This is a genomic window from Haloarcula rubripromontorii (assembly GCF_001280425.1).
In the GTDB taxonomy this organism is placed as follows: Archaea; Halobacteriota; Halobacteria; order Halobacteriales; family Haloarculaceae; genus Haloarcula; species Haloarcula rubripromontorii.
Genome location: NZ_LIUF01000002.1, coordinates 57,042 through 75,705, shown reverse-complemented (window position 1 = coordinate 75,705; position 18,664 = coordinate 57,042). Strand labels below are relative to the sequence as shown.

The window sequence follows — 18,664 nt, the reverse complement described above, 5'->3', positions numbered from 1 at the left end:
AAACCCGGGAGTGTTGCGGTCTTAAGAGTTTCCGTAGCGTCGCTCGCCGACTCAGAACACGTCCTCAGCGTGGAGCCGGTCGTCACGGAGTTCGCCACGGACCGTTATCTCCTGCCCTAACTGCACGCGCTCGCCGGTTTCGACGCTCATCGTCTGCTCACCGTCGTCGAGTACAACGGGGTCGCCGGTCTGGACGACGGTGCCGGTGAACTCCACCTGCTGGCCAGTGCTCTGTGCGCCGTCGGAGGACGTGCCCCCGGTGGTGCTGACCGCGGCCGCGCCGTCGTCGTCCGCGTCGTCGGCACCGTCGCCGAAGGAAGACAGACCAGCGTGTTCGGCGTCGGTCGTCTCGGCGCTGGCTCCCTCGCCCGCGCCACCCGTCGCCAGGTCCGCACCGTCGTCGAGCACGACAATCGTCGAGTTCCAACTGGCTGAGGCCTCCAGATCGTCCTGCCAGCCGTCCTGGATTTCGACATCAGCCGCGAGAACCTCGTCACCGGGCGCGATGTCCTTGTCCGCCTTGTCGCCCCACAGCGCCACGCGGATATCACCCGTCGCGTCCTGAATCCGGACGTTCCGAACCTGTCCCTCGCTGCCGTCGTCCCGGTCGAACGTCCGCTTGGGGTCGGCTGAGCGCACGACGCCAGCAATATCGACCGTCTCTTCGAGTTCGACCTCGGCAATCGGGTCAGCGTCGGGTTCAAAGGCCACGTCGTCTTCCACTTCGTCGACAGCCCCCTGATCGCCGACGTGGAGTTCGAGCGAGCCGTCCCGCTCCCGGACGTAGCCGTCGACGACTTCGACAGCCGCGCCCGCGTCGAGTTCCTCGGCGCGGTCGGCCCGGTCGTCCCACAGCGTCACCCGGATGCGACCCGTCTCGTCGCCCAGCGTCAGGTTCGAGACGCGGCCCTCGCTGCCGTCGTCACGGTCGAAGGTCCGTATCGTGTCGGTATCGAGTACAAGCCCACGGAGCGTCACGTCGGACTGGCCCATCGTCAGCGAGTCGATAGAGGAGCCAGCGCCCGGCTCCACGTCGATCGTGGCGTCCTCGTCAGGCTCTGCCTTGTCAACGGACACCTCCAGCCCGTTGTAGCCGTCCTTCGGCCGGCCCTTGACCCGGAGCACGTCGCCGACTTCCAGTTGTCCCTCGTCGATGTCGACGGCCTGGCCGTCCCAGAAGGCGAGCCTGACGCTGCCGCTCTCGTCAGCGGCCTCGACGTTGATGACCCGCCCGTCTTCGTCCTCGTCGTCGCGTTCGAAGGTCTTCAGGTCGCCGACGGCCATCACCTTGGCGAGGAATTTTACCTCGTCCATCCCGGGTTCGATATCGGCGATGGCGTTGACCTCGTTCTCGTTGAGCTCGTGGGCCAACAGCATCGCGGCCGTCTCCTCGTCGGCGAGCCCACCCATCTGCTCGACCTTCTCCTCGACGGCCTCGCGGAACTCCGCCTCGGAGACATCCGTCTCTAAGTCCTCGTAAATGTCCTCTATCGCACCCATCTATCTATGGGACGCTGGGCTGGGGCGCGCTTAAGCGTTGTCGTTGGGCGATCGAGCGGCCGCTGTCGGTCGATTTCGGTGGTCGTCCGTCCATTGCTCGATGGTGGGCACGGGATAGGATATAAACCCTTGTCGGCCGGCCCGACAGCAGATGCCACCATTCCACCACAGTGACAGCAACACGAGTCGCCGTTAGCGTGTCGCTGTTGTTACAGTGCTCTGGCCGTCGCCAGTGTCGTGAGAAACGACCACTGTGCCGGGGAGTCCGTTCGCAAACGTCACCGTCGCCCGGTAGTCGATTTCCATAATCGCTTGCGTACACATGTCACCGGCATCGGTCATCTCTGTCGTCCCAACGCTGATACTCAGTTCATCGGCACCAGAATCATACGCTGCCTCTATCAGGTCGGCCGTTTTGCACCCGTCAGCGCCCCAGATAGTGCCTTCAACGACAACCTGGTCCCCGTCGAAAGTCACTGTTGCCGAACTCGTCTGTGACCCGGACTGTCGCCTAGTAACACTGAATGTCGTTTCGTTCACACTCGGGGTATCACTCGGACCCTCTGTGGGTGTTTCCCCGCTTCCGGGAGCATCGCCAAAGCAGCCGGCAAGCGCTATCGAACAGCCGAGACCACCGTATTGCAGGAGGGTGCGCCGTTTCATATCTGCGATAATGTATTCCGATTGAAAATTCTTCCCGGTCGCTCAAACCAGCGTTGTAGCGACGTGTGCCGACACGTCGCGTGACGGCACACGAATCGTCACCCTTTTTAGGTGCACCACCCTCTCTCGATATGAGTCCGGATAGGGTAGTGGACTATCCTCTTGGCTTGCGGAGCCAGGGACCGGAGTTCAAATCTCCGTCCGGACGTTCCAATTCCTCCGCCTTACGGCGGTTTTCTCTGTCTCCGACGAACGGAGACACACGATGACGAAAGCCAAGAACACAGGTTCGGGTGAATCGTCCCCGCGCCGTCACGGGATTTCAATCATAACTGAGCCAACGGCAGAAGAGCTTGCAGAACGCCAGATTTCGGACTATCGCGCCCATCGGGAGAAGTTCATCAAGTGGGTACTCAACCTCGGAAAAGGCCCAGAGCACGGCGAGGGGTACGCCGAAGCGACGGCAGACATCCGTTGTGCGAGGGTCGATAAGTTCTACCGATGGGTGTGGGAGCAAGAAGATGGGTACACCACGCACGTCTCGCACGAGTGCGCAGACGAGTATATGCGTGAACTGGCCTACAGTGACGCCTCACAAGACACGAAAGCGAATATGATGAAGGCGCTGAAGACCCTGTTTCGATGGCGTACGTGGGAGTTCGATGAAGAAGAGTGGGACCCAGAACTCACATTCTCCAACGACACCAGTACGACGAACCCGCGCGACTACCTCTCTGTCGAGGAGCGTCAACAGATTAGAGAAACAGTCTTGGAGTACGGGTCTGTCCCTTCGTACAATTCTCTGTCACCGGAAGAGCGAGACGAGTGGAAGGAGTACCTGTCCCAACGATTCGTGAAGCCGAAAACTGAGGTTGGTCCAGATGACTTTGACCGTGCGAACTCGTGGAAGTTCCCCTCACTCATATGGACCGCACTCGATACTGGCCTACGTCCAATCGAAGTCGAACGTGCGACAACGGGGTGGGTCGATGCACAAAACCGAGTTCTCCGTATCCCGAAAGAGGAGAGTTCGAAGAATATCGACAACTGGACTGTGAGCCTCACTGACCGGACAGCAGAAGCCTTGGCTCGCTGGTTAGACGAGAGGGAACAGTACGAGATGTACGAAGGCACCGACACTCTCTGGCTCACTCGGCAAGCGAACCCCTACGGAAGTCACGCACTCAACCACGTCCTCCGACGAGTGTGCGAACAAGCAGGGATTGACACCGAGAATCGAGACATAAGCTGGTACTCGATTCGCCACAGCGTCGGGACGTTTATGGCGCGAGAAGAGGGGTTAGCGGCGGCTCAGGCGCAACTCCGACACCGCTCCTCGAAGACGACCCTTCGATATGACCACGCTCCTCCCGATGATAGACGAGATGCCCTGAACCGGATGGGATAGTACCAGCCGCTCATCTCTCTGGGAAACACGTAGGTCTGGATGTTTTGCGGAACTCTGGCATATTGTATCCCAATATGGGAAACCTCCGCAACTCGCGCCCTCTGTCTATGACGAGCGGAACTCGACTTGACCGAGTCGGTCTATTGTCTCCTCGGTGACGACCCACGTAATTCCCCGACCCTCTTGTCGCTTCTCGGCATAGCCAGCATCCGCGAGTTTGTTAAGGTTCGTCCGCACCTGCCGCGTGGAGATGCTCACCTGTTCCGCGACATCGCTGGTCCGCCACTTGTCGGGAGCGTCGTTCTCCAGTACTTTGACCACTTCTTGCACTCCTTTGCTCCAGCGTTCGATGTGCCCCTCTGCTTCGACTGGTACCCATTCTGGCAGAGCAGCAGTATGTACGTAGACGGTAGTGGGGTGCTTGTCTCGCCCGAACCGTAGCACGGCTTGGAGCACCTCGTGCTCGCGCATTTGGCGAAGAACTTTGTTCCCGAACTCGCCGTAATCGAGGTTCATCCCTTTGCTGTCACCGACTCGTTCGATGTCCTCACCAGTGAGTGCGCCCCACATCTCGACATAGTCATCTCCGTAGTGCTGGCTCCCTGTGATGACTCCGACCCGCTCCTCTTGGAACTGGTTCGACCCCTTCAGATTGCCGTAGTGTTCGTGCTTCCCGATAGGGGTGAGTGCTCCCTCCTGTTCGTACTGGCTGATGGCCTTCGCTGTCGAGATGAGGGCTGGCTCTGTCCCCTCACGCTCGGCCACCGCTTCGAACAGGAGGCTGTCTTCTTCGGGTTTGACGTATGTGCCGCTCGAATACGTCTTGGTAGCGTCCGTCGTTTGGACGATGGAACAGCCGAGTGCGTGGGTGAGATAATCCGCCCGTTCCTTGTCCGAGAGTACTTGCTCGTGGCTCAGTCGAGTGTCGACCACGAGTTGCCAGAGGTCGGGTGTCGGCGTTCCGTCGAGGGCGAGGACACCGCGTGCCTCATCCAGTTCGGGGGATAGGAGCAGGAACACCTTCCCCGAATCTCGATTCCGTGCTGCCTTCCGATGATTGTCGACACCTGCCTCTGGGTCGAGGTCGGTGTGTTCCCATCCATTCCTGAGGTTCTCTCCGACGAGGACCGCGTATGTGAGCAGGGGCGCGTAGGCATTGGCCGAGCCGCTTGCGTCTTTCAGGACAGGCTCACCGTCTCGTTCGAGGTCATCGGCATCGAACCACTCGCGCGCTTTTTTCCCTTCTTCGGAGGTACGACCTTCGACCAGTTCGGTGAAGTCCTCGAAGGGAAGGCCGTCCTGTTCGGAAACATAGGCCGACACCGCTGATGTAACCGTGTCACCCTCGAATTCCAACAGGAACGAATCGGCGGGAAACTCGTCGAAGACGGCGACCCGCCCTGCGGTGAGGTCTGGATTGTAGGCGTGCTGGTAGTGACCGATGAGAACCTCGAACTCGTCCGAGTCGAAATCCCATCCCTGTTTGTAGTCGCATTCTTGCCCATCATCGCAGGGGAGCGACTGGCCGAAGTACTGCTCCGTCCACTTATGAATCTCGCTGGCCATCACTCCCTCGTCGTAGAGTTCGAGCACGTCCTTGCGCCAGTCATCGCCGTGTTCGCCACGAGCCGTAGGACAGTCCTCGTGGAAGGACGGAAGTCGATGATACGATAGGCCGTGTTCCTCGCACCATTCGCTGTACTGTCCGTAGAGGTCGTGCCGAGCAGTGAACACACTGATGGGAGTATCAGTCTTCTCTGCTCCCCGAATGACGCCAGAGCTTTTCCCCATCGCTGGAAGCGCATCTATCAGCGTGTGTTCGCCGTTGCGGAGAGTAGTGTCTATCCGTCTCTGGCATCGAGTACGCGCTTCATCCAGCGTTAGAGCCGCCTCATCGTCCGCAGCGCCGTCCTGCCACTCCCAGTCAGTCGTAGATGGGGTTTCGGGGAGAGCGATGGATTCCTCGCTTCCATCATAACGACACCGTGTATTGTGCGTTCCTGCGAACTGGAGGGTCATCTGAACGTAGTCGTCGCGCTCCACCTTTGGACGAGGACGGTACTGTCTCCAGATGGCGGCGATGGCCGGTAAGCCGAAGTGATGGAAGCACAACCGCCAGACGAGGGCGGCATCTATTCGGCTATCGTCTTGCGTATCGGTGTTGGGACGAGGGGGTGTGTTCAGCAGTCCGTCGAGTTCCTCGTCGTACTCCCGAACTGCCGAAAGCGGCATCCCTACCTCGTTTGTGAACGTGCCGTCTCCCGACCCTTTTGAGAGGTCTATCTCCTCGTGTTCCTCGCAGGAACCAGCAGGGAGAAGCCCTTCGGGGATGTCGGCAGTTTCCAGGTCTGCGAGCGGACGCGATTCTTCGAGGTGGTAGATACCGCCAGATGGATGGATGGAACCGGGTAGTACCACATACCAGTTGCTCGCCCGAATCTCGCCCGCATCGCTTTTGCCATTCTGGACATCGTCCGCATTCACGAAGGTTTCGTGATAGCCCTCGCCCGACCCAGAGACGACAGTGAGAGTATCGGGCAGAGTGTCGAGCGGAAATGCGTGCATATCGTCGTGGTCTGCGAAGACCAGGTCCTCCGTTCCGTGGTCCGAGCGCCCTGCGTAGAGGGCGAAGCCGTTTGCACCTTGTTCGATGGCGGCGATGGCTTCTTCTCGTGTATGAAGCATCTCGTGTGCCTGCTGTGAGTCGAGCGGACAGGTTCGCGCGATAGCTGGCGCTTTCCCTGTTTCGTTGAGCGGGATGAGCCGAGGGTTCGGACAGGCTCTTTCGAGGGCATCGAGATAGTCGGCCAGCAGGTCGGCGCGCTCCTCGTCCGAGGTGTTCCAGATGGTGACGGGATTCGAATGAACTTCTGCGAGCGAGTGGCGGAGGGCAGCGGCATTCGCTCGTGCTGTAGCGACCTCTTTGCGCTCCATCGCTGTCGTCTCGACCGATGAGCCGACGCTTGTGCTCATAGCAGCTCACCTCTGGCCGCAGCTATGGCGAGGTCGAGAGCCCGCGACCCTCCCCGAGTTTCTTCCGAGAGTAATATAATCGAAACTTTTAATACGCTGGGGTTATAACTATTAACTGGAATCATTCTTTTTGACCTCCCTGAGCCAGCTACACCAATAGCTGGTTCAGAGACTTATTGCTCGGAGAGAGTCACCTCTATCTCGTCGGAGTTTCCGTCTTGCTCTGCGGGTCTTGTCAGACGCGCATACCCATCCCTTGGTGGCTCGTTCAGAGCCCATCCCCGTTCCGCTAACTTTCGTAGGAGCTTCGTTTTGTGCTCCGTTTGAGCCGCCATCTCCTCGATGTTATCGGCACCATCCCAGAGCCACTTCGGATAGTCTGTGATTTGCTCTGCAGTGAGCGTGACTTCTTCGGCTCTACACTCGGGACACGCTTCGGAGTCCTCATCGGGGAATTTCATCCACCCGTGGTCACAGTGGTCACAGACGAAAAATTCCTCCGTAGCGTACGTGTGTTCGATACCATCTACCTCGACAGTAATCTCACCCATCGATGGACACCTCCGTAGCCGTGCGTGTCTCACGAGAAGTGAGCAGGTCTCGACGGAGTGCGTTCCCGATAACGAAGCCGTGAGGAAGACTTTCATCGCCATAGCGTGCTTGTTTTACCTGTTCGACCAGTTCTCGTTCCTCGTCCGACAGGACGATTGTGTTATCTCGTGTCATAGTTGTAGCTCCTTGTTGACTGATTGTAACCGCATACCTCCGACTGTTCTCAACGCTGGATATTACTCCGCGACAGCACCCGAATCGGCAAAAGACAGTCGTCCGATTCGTGCTATACCGGTTTACCGACCGGTACTCAACTTCTTCGTGTTATTTTATAGGAGCTCCCCCTATTTAAACTTTTTGGTAAACTTACTGGTTGAGGTGTATATTGCCGCTATTTTATTTTGCGGAAGCATTCCGTATTGTCTTTCCATATGGGGAATATCCGCAACTTGGGGTGGTTCACTTCTCCTCCCCCACGTGATTCTTTAAGTAGGTGAGCGGCTACTCTGCATTCACTGAGAAAGTCTCCCGATTCGCACAGAGAACCGTGACGATGGTTTCTCCTGTTCGGCAGAGGAGCGTATCGGAGTCTTCATCGAATCGAACCTCGCTGAATCCGTGCGGGCGATGCAGAGAGATATCTATTGCGCGATGCCAGACGGAATTGAGGGGTATATCGGGTTGCCCTCCCCGCATCTGCCATCGGAGTCTGCCGTGATTGCTGGTACAGAGCGTCTGCTCGGACGAGTGGCTATTGGTGGTACTCATAGCTGTGGATTCTGGTGTGTTTCGGTGGAATCCGCGTTACTGACTACTCTCGATGCTCAGGACAGCGGCCTTCGAACAGCATCTGCCCATCGGACAGGATACCGACCATTTGGCCACTCACCCAACCCACACCCTCCGCATCTTCAGGAGCGTCGACTTCCTCCTGCTGGTAGCACGAATCGTGGCCACAGGTCAGAAGACTCCCATCGAGTGTGACCTCTCCCTCTGCGAAGTCGTACATCGCGTACTCGGCCTTCGCTCTATCAGGTTTCTGTGGCGACTCCCGTGCATCCAGTGGCTCTCCGAGTCCATCCTGAAGCTCCGAAATGAACTGCTCGAAGTCCTCCTCGATACTCTCGGAAGCAGTTGTCTCCGTCTCATCGAGAGAATGAGCGGGGCAGTATGCCTCCTTGAGCGTCGTCCCATCGGTAAGGATGTGGTCTTTCCGGCTCATCTCCGACCAACCGCTGTCCGCTACTGCGGGAAGGTCATCGAAATCAGCCTCGTGGTCACAGCCCTCGACTGGGCAGATGAGGTGGAAGCCATCGTCTTCAGGGAGTTCACTCATCGGAGTCGATTCGAAGTCGACCACGTCGAAGCCAGCGTACCACGGCTCAGACTCACTCATCGCTCGACACCACCGACTGGCCGCTCTCATTCTGCGAATCGTACAGCATCCGCTCTGCGTGCAGGTATTGCGCTATCATAGGTTCTCAGACATCCCAGTTGTTTTCGTCGGGATGTACTACATTGTAGGGCTGGTAGGCACTTAGTATTAAGGATTTGATTGATACTGAGTAGGAATATGAACCGGTTTCTCATCCGGTGATTTTTCGCATCCGTATTTTCTAAGAGTGGCTATATCAGCCCCAATATAGCCTCTAATACTTCATAAGAAAATTTATACTAAGGCGTGACACTCCCCGATTTGTCGGGTGCGGCAACCACTAAAATAAGAATTCTGTTACTTCTTGGGGTGAGTTCGCTGACCGCTATCCTTGGGCTGCATAGGGTGTATTCCATATATGCATATAGCGCATGTTTAGAGTCATTAGCAGGATTCAGCGTAATTCTCGATGGGACCGCATTAATCTGACCGCATTTTGAGACGGGATGAAATTTGGGCGTAGCCGGTTTTCTTGGCTCAAGATTTCGCTCTGTGTGAGTTGTTACCAAGCGCATTTACCCCACTCCAGCGAGGGGTAGGTCCGCGAAAGGGGTGGCCTCTATAGTATGCGGCTTCACGCGCTATCGCTTAAAAAATAAAACTCACTCTACCGAAAACCACGTCAGCGAATTTCCGACCTTCTTCTTTCGTATTTCGCCAGCCTCTTCGAGTTTTCTCAATCGAACATCAGCGTTACGTCGAGAGCATCCTACTGCTTCAGCAATTTCCCGTGTACTCGCTGGTTCCAGCTCCGCGACGGCTTCGAGAAAATCCTCATCAGAATACCGTTCGGTTAGTTTTCCCGATTCAGGGTCTCGCTCTGGATTCGTCATATTGGCATATCTCACAGGCAGCAACATAACCTTTTCCTCCAAAGGCAAAGGCTTATTACCTTGGCCTGCATAGGAAAAGGTGAGAAGGAAGCCGTCCATTTGGGGCATATCACTCGGAAAATGCCCGCCTGCTGGAACAGGCGGACGGTGGCCTTCTTTGGAGCAGAAAGCCAATGCCAACTACGCAAGCCAGCGGACAAGAACTTGACGAACAGCAAGTCGAACGACTGCGACAACTGCCCGGTTTCCGTCTCGATGCAGGGGTTCCGTGCCTCTGTTCCATCGAGAGCATCACGACCACCAAGAAGCGGGGCTACAGCGATTCGCTCATCTTCACCCACCGTTGCGGTGAGTGTGGCAACGAGTTCACGACGTGGATTGAGGGCTAACGATGTCGGAATTAGCCCCCTCCGAAGTGCTGGATGTGCTGGATGCTGATGCGACAGTCGAGAAGCGCGCTTCGTGGGAAGCCTTCGAGTTCACGATGCTCGGAGACGGTGATGTCGAAGTGGTGAACAGCTCACACGACAAGCCGAGCGAGCACACGTATACGGTTCACGTCGAGGGTGGGATTCCCTCAGATTGCTCCTGTCCTGCCTTCGAGTACCGAGAGGGGTCGTGTAAGCACCAAGTCGCTGTGGTGATTCGAGAGCCAGTCCTCGAAGCGGTGAGTGCCAAGCCTACGTTGAAGGCAGACGGAGGTGTGGCGGTCGAAGCAAGCGAGAGCGACCACTCCGACGAGCGACCAGACGACTGTGACTGTAGCCCGCTCTTCGAGGAGCTTCCCTGCTGGCCGTGCTACCGTGACGGTTTCGAGGAGCCTGCCGAGGTGTGCGAGGAATGAGTCACACTCGGTCGACCGGTGGCAAGCAGTGTCCCAAGTGTGGCGGGAGCCTCGAATTCGGTGCATTCATCGATACAGTGACCGGCCAGCGCGGATGGGCCTGCGACGAGTGCAACATCGTCTACTCGTCGCTGGAGGTGTAGAGAAAGATGGCTCACACCAACCCTTCGAAGGCCCTCAACGGAGTGCGGACTGGTCACATCTGCGACCGCTGTAATAAGCGAGCTCGGACTGGCGACATAGTGAGAGCGTATGCTACCCACTACGACCGAGACGGGTGGACGCTCCGACGAGTGTGGTGCGAGAAGTGCGGGGAGTCGATTATCGGAGAAGGTACAGACGGAGCCGATGAGGTGATGGTCGAAGCCGTCTTCTGGAACCATCGGCTCGTCTCGGTCGAAGTGAGAGACCGGTCTCCCTGTTAAACAGGAAAGGTCCAGAGTAACCCACTTGAAAGGCGTGTCTTTTTATTCTGAAGTGGCAAACCCCATATAGTGGCAGAGTTCGAGATTGCGAACGTCGTAGGGATGGTGGCCTACCAGCAGGAATTCGACCTGTCAGCGTTAGCTGAGACGTTCGAACAGCGTCCCGAAATTAACTCTGTAACCTACGAGCCAGCCGAAAACCACTGGCTACAGACACGATTTGCCCCCGATGACACCTACGTGCCGTTCTATCGGAATGGCAAATGCTCAATTGCCGGAGCGACATCGCCAGAACATTTCGAGAAGATAGTGAGGCAGGTGAACACGTTGATGCGGGAACTACTGGAGTTTGATTACGAACCTACCGCTGAAATCAAGAACATTGTCGCAACTGCCGAGTTGGACTCACTTCCCTCGTTGGAAGCTATCGCTATCGGATTGGGACTGGAGCAAACCGAGTACGAACCCGAGCAGTTCCCCGCACTCATCTACCGTGGTGAAGATGCTGTCATCTTGATTTTCGCCAGCGGGAAGATTGTCTGTACTGGACTTACTGACCTTGACCTGATTTCGTCGGCAATTGATGAAATCACCGACCAAATAGAGACACTCGCAGTTTCGTAAGCCGCTTCTAGCTCAATGTGTGTTATGATGCGTGGCCTGGTCGGCTGTGAAACTTATGAGGCAGTTAGACATAGGTTTGTAGCTACCATCACTTGGGATTAATAATCTATTTTTCCTCCAAAAGCACTTGCGAGGACAGATTCTCGATACTCATTAAATAAATGTGATAGGTCATCACTCGCGCGCTGAATACTAGAGTAGTCAGTTTCTCTTAAAGAATTCACAATATCCTGCTGTTTTTCTATGGGTGGAACGGGAATCTTGAAAGACTTAATTTCTCCTGCATTTATATTTTGTCGGGTTGAGGTAGATGGCTTCTTCCCCGACCAGACTTGTCTCCAATAAATTGGAGATTGGAGATATGCTTTGATATACTCTTTAGCGACTTTATTCGTATTTAATTTAAATCTTATTAGATATGAAGCATATACCATATCACCGTGCCGAGGTTCGTACACGTATGACTTTCCACAGAGACGACCTCCAGTTCTTGCTATAACAATATCTCCATTATTAAGACTATATTTTTCTGCACCAGAGTCATCCTCAAATTTTGCTTTTTCTGGTAATTCGCTATATTTCAGACCGCCATCTTCTCTAATATCCGATATTCTAAGATATGGAACCCCGTCTATGTCTTCACCTGTTTCTGGATTGCAACCGTATAGGGATGACTGGATTACCTCGCCAAAATTTTTCATTTCCCATTCATCAGGTATTGAATCACTGAGATTCTGGATGTCTACATTATCTCTAAGATTGTCTAATCCAGCAAATAGAGATATTGTGAAACTATCTTGGTATTCATCTGCGAGTCTGCCGACGTTCTCGACGCTTTTTTCTAGCCGTTCCACACGTTCCAACCGCTCCTCCACTGCTTCCACAATACGCTCCTGTTCATCCAATGGTGGAACAGGCACATCTAACTCTTCAACGTGTGATTTTCTTATGTGTTGCAACCCCGAGCCAACTTTCTTTCGCTCCAGTATTCTCGCAGAATGCTTGAGAAGATTGTACAGATAATCCTCTGTCACATCTTGGCTTTGTGTAACTTTGTATATATGTTGGTTTAGCCAGGCATCTTCACCATACCACCTGAATGCGTCTATAGTTCCAGACCAAGCAAATAAAATGTCACCTTTCTCAACTTTGTATCTGTTGTCAACTTCACCGGAGAAGTAGTTGTAAGAATCACCGGTTCCTGTCAAGTTCTGAATCCTAATAATTGGTTTACCTTCTTCCTCCCACTGGCTTTTGCTAAAGTCATTCCCATTCTGAAATTCCGCTATTTCACCGAGAGTCTTTAGATTCCAGTTCGTTGGAAGCTCATCTTTTTCAATCACTTGTCTCACCAATCATTTGGTCGAGTTCTGTTCTTATCGTGTCCAGTTCGCCTTTGATATCCTGTGCTATCTCGGCCGGTGGCCGATGCCCTTCATATTTGAATTCCTTGTACTTCTTTAGATGCAACTCATAGTTACCCTCATCCACCTTGTCGGCATCTACTTTAAAATACTTGTCGTGGTTTTCTCTCTGGTCTTTATACTCAACAAACTCCCTGAGATGCTTGTTATAGTCAAGCGGATTCTCCTCTTTGGTAACTTCATCAAAATCTGAACGAGCATCATAGTACCAGAACTCATCTGTACCCTCGTTATTCCGCTCAAAGAATATCACATTCGCCGTCACACCCGCGTACGGCGTAAATGCACCCTCGGGTAGTGCCAATATGCAGTCTATGTCGAAGTAGTTTAGAAGTTCTTCTCTGACCGATGAAAAGGACTGATTGAATAGGATACCATCCGGTATGACAACACTTGCTCTCCCATTCTTGCTTAGTAATCTCATTATAAGCACTAAGAAATTAATTTCAATAGTCGAGGTACACTTCGGGTCAATAGGTTCAACTTCATTATCACCACCGTATGGTGGATTTGCAATAATGTAGTCATACGTTTCTTCATATCTATCACGTCTGAACATCTCTAGTGAATCTCTGCTCAGGTTTCCGTCTCTGTCTTTCCTGTCGACAGCACTAGCGTCCATTCCGTGAAGAAGCATATTCATTCCACCAAGTTCGTGAGTGCTGGTGACTATCTCCTGCGCTCTAAAATGGCCTTCCACAGGCACTTCCTCCACGTCTTTGAAATTATCTGTCTTATCGGCGAGATAATTATATGTGTGAATAAGGAATCCTCCTGTACCTGATGCAGGGTCAAGGAGGCTTTCATCAACTTGAGGCTCTGAAAACTCTACCATAGCCCGAATGATTTCTCTTGGTGTAAAGTACTCGCCAGCCCCTTCAGCTTTGTCAGCATATTTTTCAAGCAGAAATTCATATGCATCCCCAAAGTCGTCATTATGTTGGTCAAGGTGCATTTCCTCAAGATTCTCTGTCAATTTTTTGAAAGTAGATGCCTTGTCAAACTTCGTTGAATATCCCTCAAAGAAATCCTTTGCTAGTTCGCCGTCATCAGATAGTCTCTCAATCGCACCTTTGTACTTCTCCAGCTTTTTTTGTGAGCTCTCTGCTCCAACTATATCTCCCCATCTGTACCCTTCTTCAAGATGAACAGCTCCGCCAACTCCTTCTGGTGTTTTGTCGAAAGTAACCCGATTACTCTCTGATACTGCCTTCAAGAACAATATTCTTGATACCTCCTCAATGTAATCAGATATATGTAGCTTGCTGTTCTGAAGCGGGCCCAACGCATTCCATAGCTTTTCTTCATCCATATAGGTCAATCACTCACGCTTCTGTTTAAAGAGTTGTTTCACAGGAGTGCCTATTCGGTCTCAATATACAGAAAATTCCGGTTGAATGTATTGAGAACATCGTCTAAGTTCTCAATAAGTCTTTCAGCAGCGTCTACACCCCACTCGTAGGATAGGGGTGGTTGATAGAAGTTGTTTTGAGATATACCACCTCGCTCCGTTACAGCTCTGTCGGAGACATCTTGTACCAATTTTATTTGCTCTCCTGTCAGATTGTGCTCACTAATCGTTTTTTCCTTAGCGCATCTAGCTTTACTCCGCAATTCTTCGTATCCTTCAACTGTTCTGACACAGAGCAAATATAGTGTATCTAAGTCATCAAATGCGTCAAGTATAGTTTCTTTTTGATAGTGTTTCCATTCATCAATAAGAATGGATTCAATCTCTGTATCAGCCTCTTTTATTGAGGTGCAATTTTCAACGCCTTTAGAGATAACTTCGTCGTTATTTCTGATTACTGACTGTATTTCTCGGGCAAACTCATCTCTTTCGACCCACTCATTATTCTTCGACGGATATACTCTACAGTTTCTAATAACCTCATCAACGTCTGGTTCATCAACAATTTCGGGCTCATCTTCTGGTTCTGTAATCGGAGTCTCCCCGCTTTCAGTAATATTGTATTCAACGTCTTTTGTGGCGAATGGGGGGATACCATCGTGGAACGCGAACGCTTTTACACAATCGAATATTTTGAAATGGTCTTTTGTTTCGTGTGTTCTTGTTCCGCGACCCATCATCTGATTGAATAAAACTTTTGATTTTACAGGCCTCATCAGTACTATGTTGTTGAGTGGTCGAATATCTACTCCAGTAGTAACCATATCAACTGTCACTATGATGTGTGGTGGTCTATATGGTTGTTTAAATTCTGATAAAGTAACGTGTGGTTGGAAGTCATCTCCAGTCACTCTCTTAATTTCCTCATACGGGTTATCAAACAGGTCTCCGTATATCTCTCTCAAATCGTCAACAATAACGCGTGCGTGAGTCGTGTTTTGTGCAAAGAACAGCGTCAGTTCGTCTTTTACTTTCGTATTTTCAAGTAATTTTTCAGCAACCTTTTCTTGAGAATCTCTGATTATTATATCTTCTCCAATCTGCTTTGGCGAGTACCACTCGCCGTTGTGTCTGAATCCCTTCTCTGTCATAATCTGCGTATCAACAGAGTAGCTTTTGAATGGGACAACGTGGTGGTGATTTAGTGCATCATTGTAATCATAGCTATATGCCTCGTTGTGATTGTATCGTTCCAGTGTCTTTTCGTGCGGCGTTGCTGTCAGACCTATTTCCAGAGCGTCGAAATAATCTAGTGCTATTCCGTGACCATCCTTATTGAATACTCCTCTATGTGCTTCGTCTGCAATCAAAACATCAAATTCACCAACAGAAAAATTGTGCTCGCCCTCGTGGAGCCTCCGGCTGAGTTTCTGAGTTGTTGTTACGACTACATTCTGCTTGTGTTCCTCGTCTTCGTCTAAGTTTCCTGCCAAATAATTTTTTGAGAACGGCTCTGACCCTACTGGCTCATAGTTTTTGTAGCCTTTTCTTGTCTCCGTCCTCAGTTGGTCTGTATCGACAGCGAATAGTATTCTGTCGGCAAGACCTGTTTCAAGAAATGCGTACGAAAGGGCTATTGCCAGTCTAGTTTTCCCAGAACCTGTTGCCATCGTGTAGAGTATTTTGTTTTTCCCCTCAGTAACTAATTCAACCCCTCTATCAAATCCTTCAGACTGGTTGTTCCACAGACCTTTATCAATATCTTCACTCTTCGTATGTTCAAGCTCCTCCATCACTTCGAGGTACTGTGTATCAATCAGACTCTCTAAATCCTGAGGCGTGTGGAATTTATATATCTCCCTAAATTGAGGTGCATTTTTCCGAAGGTCTTCAAATACTGTTTTTTCTCCGTTTGTCGTGTATGTAAATGGGACAGAGTACGTATTGTGGTATGTATTTGATTCATCAAGATTTTTAGCATATGCCCTCGCTTGGTCTCTCTTATTTTCTGGATTTATTGTTGATTTTTTTGCTTCAACAATTGCCACGGGCTTGCCTGAATGATATAGTATATAATCTGCTTCTCGGCCGTCTGGAAGTTGTATATGCTTACTGTAACCAGTCCGATTCGAATCTGAATCAATCCTCTCCCAGCCCTGCTCCTCAAGTTCAGATTCGATTTTTTCTTCCGCTTCTTGTTCTGGTGTCCTATCCATAGTCATAGACTCCAATTGGGAAACGAATCGTACATAATACACTACACAACCACCCGTCAGATATACTCTGTGATGGGTTTGGTGGGTACAAGCGGAAAGATAATCTCGGCGCAGTTGGATAGCAACTTGTGCGACCCCGTAACTCATTCATCTCTCGGGCGGGGAGTCAGGTTGCCGCCCTCCTACCATCAGCCGACCGATACGGTGGAACTGAACGAAGAGGTGTATATGGCCTCTGCAAAACAGCATCAGTAATGGGAACCCTCTTTCCTCCGGTCTGACTAACTCATCTGGGACGAGGGAGTCTCTGAGCCCGATTGCAACCACCGCCCTTGAGATTCGTTCGTTTCCTTCGGTAATGATGACCGCTCATCTATTGAAGAAGCACGTGGGGGAGGGGTGGGAAACCAGTTTTCCGGAAATCTGCCGTATTGTCTTACCATATGGGAAGTTTCCGCAACTCGTGTCTTCCCAGAGAGACACGCGGCGATTCACCAAATGGGCACGCTCTCCTGTTGACCTTCGCCAAGAACGGGGCATTTCTCTCCGACGAGGGGTGAGGTGACTGGTTGGGTCAGGGGTAGAGAACTCACGGAATCGACGTTGTCAGTCACACCATCGATGCGGGTCTTTATAAGCCGAAAGCACATACAATTGCAGTACGGAGACGGAGAATCTGCCTATACGGAGGAACAACAGGCCGTTGTTGGAAGTGGAGAGACCACTTCAGGAGACGGCTTGCGGAGCCAGGGACCGGAGTTCAAATCTCCGTCCGGACGTTCATTCCATTCACGACCGGACGTGCTCCACGCTCGCGGTGCTCGCGTGGAACTCCGTCCGGACGTTTCTGCCGACACCGAACCCCGAGCGACAGCGAGCGGGCAGTGTTGCAAGCGATGCTACCGATACCAGAGCGCGAAGCCACAGCTTCCAACTCTGGTCGAAACGCCGATGTGGTTTTCCGGCCGCGAGGCGAACCCACCCGTGTGCGCGACCATCTCCGTGCCGGCATCGCAGTGTACAACGAAGGGCGCTACCACGCCGCACACGATGCGTGGGAGGAGTACTGGCTGGACCTCGGTTCGGGCGACGACGAACGATTCCTGCACGGCCTCATCCAGTTCACCGCGGTCGTCCACCATGCCAGCGAGGAGAATTGGTCGGGGGCGCAAGGCTTGGCCGAGAGCGCAGCGAAGTACCTCGACGGCTTGCCCGACCCGTATCACGGCGTGGCACTAGACGAGGTTCGGTCGTTCCTCGCGGCGACGGCGGCTGACCCCCACCACGCGGCGACGGACCCGCCGACGCTAACACACGACGGCGAAACCGTTGACTACGACGGGCTGGATTTCGACGCCACGGCCATCGCCGCCGAGGTACTGGCGGAGGCTGGCCGGTACGACGAGGCAGTCATCAACGCCGCTGTCGGCAGGGCGCGGAGCGAACTCGACGGCGACGGCGGCTCGCAGTTTACCGGGATGCTGTTCTCGTTCGTGCGCGGGCGCGACCAGCGGCCCGTCGTCTACCAGCGGCTCCGGGACCACGTCGAACTAGAACAGCAGAAAGACGACGACGTACGTGGGCTGTTCGACGGCTCGGGATAGCGTGCGACCGGGGCAGTAGGAGACGCCTACGGCTCCGGTTCGGCGACGCGTTCCTCGCCATCGAAGTGCGCGGAGTTGTCCTGCGGGTCGTATCCGAGGGCGTCTTTGGCGCGCTCGATGGAGTAGTACTTGCGGTCGTTGTCGGAGATGCCGTAGACGATTTCGTACTCGTAGTCGGCCTGTAGCGCGCAGTCGTGGATATGGGCGCAGTCGCGGTAGGAGAGCCACATGGCTTGCCCACGCTCATAGTCGATGGGCGGGTGGCCGCGCGTGAGGTTGCCGATTCGGATATTGCAGACGGAGAGGCCGTACTGGTCGTGATAATAGCGACCCAGCACCTCGCCGGTGGCTTTCGAGACGCCATAGAGGTTGCCGGGGCGGGGGAGTTCCGTCCCGTCGAGGCGGTACTGGTCGTCCGGGCGATACATCTCTGGCGTGCGCTCATCCGTTTCGAAGGAGCCGACGGCGTGGTTCGAGGATGCGAAGACGAACTTCTCGACGCCCTCGTCGACAGCGGCCTCGTACATCTTCTGGGTGCCGTCAATGTTGTTTTCGAGGACGGAGTCCCAGGGAGCTTCCGGCCGGGGGTCACCGGCCAGGTGGATGACGGCACCGACGCCGTCCATCGCCGCGGCCACGTCGCCCTCGCTGGACACGTCCCCGACGAGGTACTCGTGGTCGGGCTCCTCGGCGGGTGGGCTGTGGAACATGAGTTTCCACTCGTAGGCCTCCTCGATTCCTTCGAGGATGGCTGCCCCGACAGCGCCGCCAGCGCCGGTGAGCAGAACCGGGTCGTCCATTCGTATGAGACG

General features: G+C 53.5%; 17 protein-coding genes and 1 tRNA gene. 7 read left to right on the top strand and 11 right to left on the bottom strand.

The window, feature by feature from the left end:
- Nucleotides 1–51: 51 nt before the first annotated feature.
- Nucleotides 52–1,500 (bottom strand): single-stranded DNA binding protein, encoded by a 1,449-nt coding sequence (locus AMS69_RS05590; protein WP_053967105.1) that lies wholly within the window; start codon nt 1,498–1,500, stop codon nt 52–54.
- Between the two features lie 192 nt (nt 1,501–1,692).
- Entirely contained in the window at nt 1,693–2,163 is a 471-nt protein-coding gene (locus tag AMS69_RS05585; protein ID WP_238378349.1) for a hypothetical protein, read from the bottom strand.
- A 135-nt stretch (nt 2,164–2,298) separates the two neighbouring features.
- On the opposite strand from AMS69_RS05585, the gene AMS69_RS05580 reads away from it, so the two are divergent.
- Nucleotides 2,299–2,371 (top strand) — tRNA-Arg (locus tag AMS69_RS05580).
- A gap of 57 nt (nt 2,372–2,428) precedes the next feature.
- Nucleotides 2,429–3,571 (top strand): tyrosine-type recombinase/integrase, encoded by a 1,143-nt coding sequence (locus tag AMS69_RS05575; protein ID WP_053967837.1) that lies wholly within the window; start codon nt 2,429–2,431, stop codon nt 3,569–3,571.
- Nucleotides 3,572–3,676: 105 nt separating this feature from the next.
- Here the strand turns inward: AMS69_RS05575 and AMS69_RS05570 are convergent, their stop codons facing one another.
- From AMS69_RS05570 to AMS69_RS05550, 5 genes are all read right to left on the bottom strand, one after another.
- Entirely contained in the window at nt 3,677–6,544 is a 2,868-nt protein-coding gene (locus AMS69_RS05570) for a bifunctional DNA primase/polymerase (RefSeq protein WP_053967103.1), read from the bottom strand.
- Nucleotides 6,545–6,717: 173 nt separating this feature from the next.
- Nucleotides 6,718–7,095, bottom strand: a complete 378-nt coding sequence (locus AMS69_RS05565; protein ID WP_053967102.1) for a hypothetical protein — start codon at nt 7,093–7,095, stop codon at nt 6,718–6,720.
- Entirely contained in the window at nt 7,088–7,270 is a 183-nt protein-coding gene (locus AMS69_RS05560; protein WP_053967101.1) for a hypothetical protein, read from the bottom strand. The genes AMS69_RS05565 and AMS69_RS05560 overlap by 8 nt, the downstream gene beginning before the upstream one ends.
- Nucleotides 7,271–7,907: 637 nt before the next feature.
- Nucleotides 7,908–8,492, bottom strand: coding sequence for a hypothetical protein (locus tag AMS69_RS05555; protein WP_053967100.1), 585 nt, complete (start codon nt 8,490–8,492; stop codon nt 7,908–7,910).
- Between the two features lie 641 nt (nt 8,493–9,133).
- Nucleotides 9,134–9,364, bottom strand: coding sequence for a winged helix-turn-helix domain-containing protein (locus tag AMS69_RS05550; RefSeq protein ID WP_053967836.1), 231 nt, complete (start codon nt 9,362–9,364; stop codon nt 9,134–9,136).
- A gap of 173 nt (nt 9,365–9,537) precedes the next feature.
- On the opposite strand from AMS69_RS05550, the gene AMS69_RS05545 reads away from it, so the two are divergent.
- The 4 genes from AMS69_RS05545 to AMS69_RS05535 all read left to right on the top strand — a co-directional run bounded on the left by AMS69_RS05545 (nt 9,538) and on the right by AMS69_RS05535 (nt 11,257).
- Nucleotides 9,538–9,753 (top strand): hypothetical protein, encoded by a 216-nt coding sequence (locus tag AMS69_RS05545; RefSeq protein WP_053967099.1) that lies wholly within the window; start codon nt 9,538–9,540, stop codon nt 9,751–9,753.
- Between the two features lie 2 nt (nt 9,754–9,755).
- Entirely contained in the window at nt 9,756–10,208 is a 453-nt protein-coding gene (locus tag AMS69_RS05540; RefSeq protein ID WP_077067763.1) for an SWIM zinc finger family protein, read from the top strand.
- Nucleotides 10,205–10,351, top strand: a complete 147-nt coding sequence (locus AMS69_RS20100) for a hypothetical protein (RefSeq protein WP_155119937.1) — start codon at nt 10,205–10,207, stop codon at nt 10,349–10,351. Before AMS69_RS05540 ends, AMS69_RS20100 begins: the two co-directional genes overlap by 4 nt.
- A 351-nt stretch (nt 10,352–10,702) precedes the next feature.
- On the top strand, nt 10,703–11,257 hold the full coding sequence (locus tag AMS69_RS05535) for a TATA-box-binding protein (protein ID WP_053967098.1): 555 nt from the start codon (nt 10,703–10,705) through the stop codon (nt 11,255–11,257).
- 98 nt (nt 11,258–11,355) lie between these two features.
- On the opposite strand, the gene AMS69_RS19565 is transcribed toward AMS69_RS05535, so the two are convergent.
- From AMS69_RS19565 to AMS69_RS05525, 3 genes are read right to left on the bottom strand one after another with little or no spacing between them, the layout of a single operon-like run.
- The gene (locus tag AMS69_RS19565; RefSeq protein WP_077067761.1) at nt 11,356–12,600 is read right to left on the bottom strand and encodes a restriction endonuclease subunit S; all 1,245 of its coding nucleotides are present in this window, start codon (nt 12,598–12,600) and stop codon (nt 11,356–11,358) included.
- Nucleotides 12,593–13,993, bottom strand: a complete 1,401-nt coding sequence (locus AMS69_RS05530; protein ID WP_053967097.1) for a class I SAM-dependent DNA methyltransferase — start codon at nt 13,991–13,993, stop codon at nt 12,593–12,595. Before AMS69_RS05530 ends, AMS69_RS19565 begins: the two co-directional genes overlap by 8 nt.
- 50 nt (nt 13,994–14,043) lie before the next feature.
- The gene (locus AMS69_RS05525; RefSeq protein ID WP_077067760.1) at nt 14,044–16,248 is read right to left on the bottom strand and encodes a DEAD/DEAH box helicase family protein; all 2,205 of its coding nucleotides are present in this window, start codon (nt 16,246–16,248) and stop codon (nt 14,044–14,046) included.
- Between the two features lie 986 nt (nt 16,249–17,234).
- Between AMS69_RS05525 and AMS69_RS05520 the strand changes: the two genes are divergently transcribed.
- Nucleotides 17,235–17,852 (top strand): DUF309 domain-containing protein, encoded by a 618-nt coding sequence (locus AMS69_RS05520; RefSeq protein ID WP_053967095.1) that lies wholly within the window; start codon nt 17,235–17,237, stop codon nt 17,850–17,852.
- A gap of 26 nt (nt 17,853–17,878) precedes the next feature.
- Here AMS69_RS05520 and azf read toward each other — a convergent pair whose 3' ends face one another.
- Nucleotides 17,879–18,652: an NAD-dependent glucose-6-phosphate dehydrogenase Azf gene (azf, locus tag AMS69_RS05515; RefSeq protein ID WP_053967094.1), complete on the bottom strand. Its 774-nt coding sequence runs from the start codon at nt 18,650–18,652 to the stop codon at nt 17,879–17,881.
- Nucleotides 18,653–18,664: the final 12 nt, after the last annotated feature.

Bases quoted from the DNA above. Each gene is read 5' to 3' on its own strand.
- AMS69_RS05590 (WP_053967105.1), bottom strand. From the start codon at position 1,500: ATGGGTGCGATAGAGGACATTTACGAGGACTTAGAGACGGATGTCTCC.
- AMS69_RS05585 (WP_238378349.1), bottom strand. From the start codon at position 2,163: ATGAAACGGCGCACCCTCCTGCAATACGGTGGTCTCGGCTGTTCGATA.
- AMS69_RS05575 (WP_053967837.1), top strand. From the start codon at position 2,429: ATGACGAAAGCCAAGAACACAGGTTCGGGTGAATCGTCCCCGCGCCGT.
- AMS69_RS05570 (WP_053967103.1), bottom strand. From the start codon at position 6,544: ATGAGCACAAGCGTCGGCTCATCGGTCGAGACGACAGCGATGGAGCGC.
- AMS69_RS05565 (WP_053967102.1), bottom strand. From the start codon at position 7,095: ATGGGTGAGATTACTGTCGAGGTAGATGGTATCGAACACACGTACGCT.
- AMS69_RS05560 (WP_053967101.1), bottom strand. From the start codon at position 7,270: ATGACACGAGATAACACAATCGTCCTGTCGGACGAGGAACGAGAACTG.
- AMS69_RS05555 (WP_053967100.1), bottom strand. From the start codon at position 8,492: ATGAGTGAGTCTGAGCCGTGGTACGCTGGCTTCGACGTGGTCGACTTC.
- AMS69_RS05550 (WP_053967836.1), bottom strand. From the start codon at position 9,364: ATGACGAATCCAGAGCGAGACCCTGAATCGGGAAAACTAACCGAACGG.
- AMS69_RS05545 (WP_053967099.1), top strand. From the start codon at position 9,538: ATGCCAACTACGCAAGCCAGCGGACAAGAACTTGACGAACAGCAAGTC.
- AMS69_RS05540 (WP_077067763.1), top strand. From the start codon at position 9,756: ATGTCGGAATTAGCCCCCTCCGAAGTGCTGGATGTGCTGGATGCTGAT.
- AMS69_RS20100 (WP_155119937.1), top strand. From the start codon at position 10,205: ATGAGTCACACTCGGTCGACCGGTGGCAAGCAGTGTCCCAAGTGTGGC.
- AMS69_RS05530 (WP_053967097.1), bottom strand. From the start codon at position 13,993: ATGGATGAAGAAAAGCTATGGAATGCGTTGGGCCCGCTTCAGAACAGC.
- AMS69_RS05525 (WP_077067760.1), bottom strand. From the start codon at position 16,248: ATGGATAGGACACCAGAACAAGAAGCGGAAGAAAAAATCGAATCTGAA.
- azf (WP_053967094.1), bottom strand. From the start codon at position 18,652: ATGGACGACCCGGTTCTGCTCACCGGCGCTGGCGGCGCTGTCGGGGCA.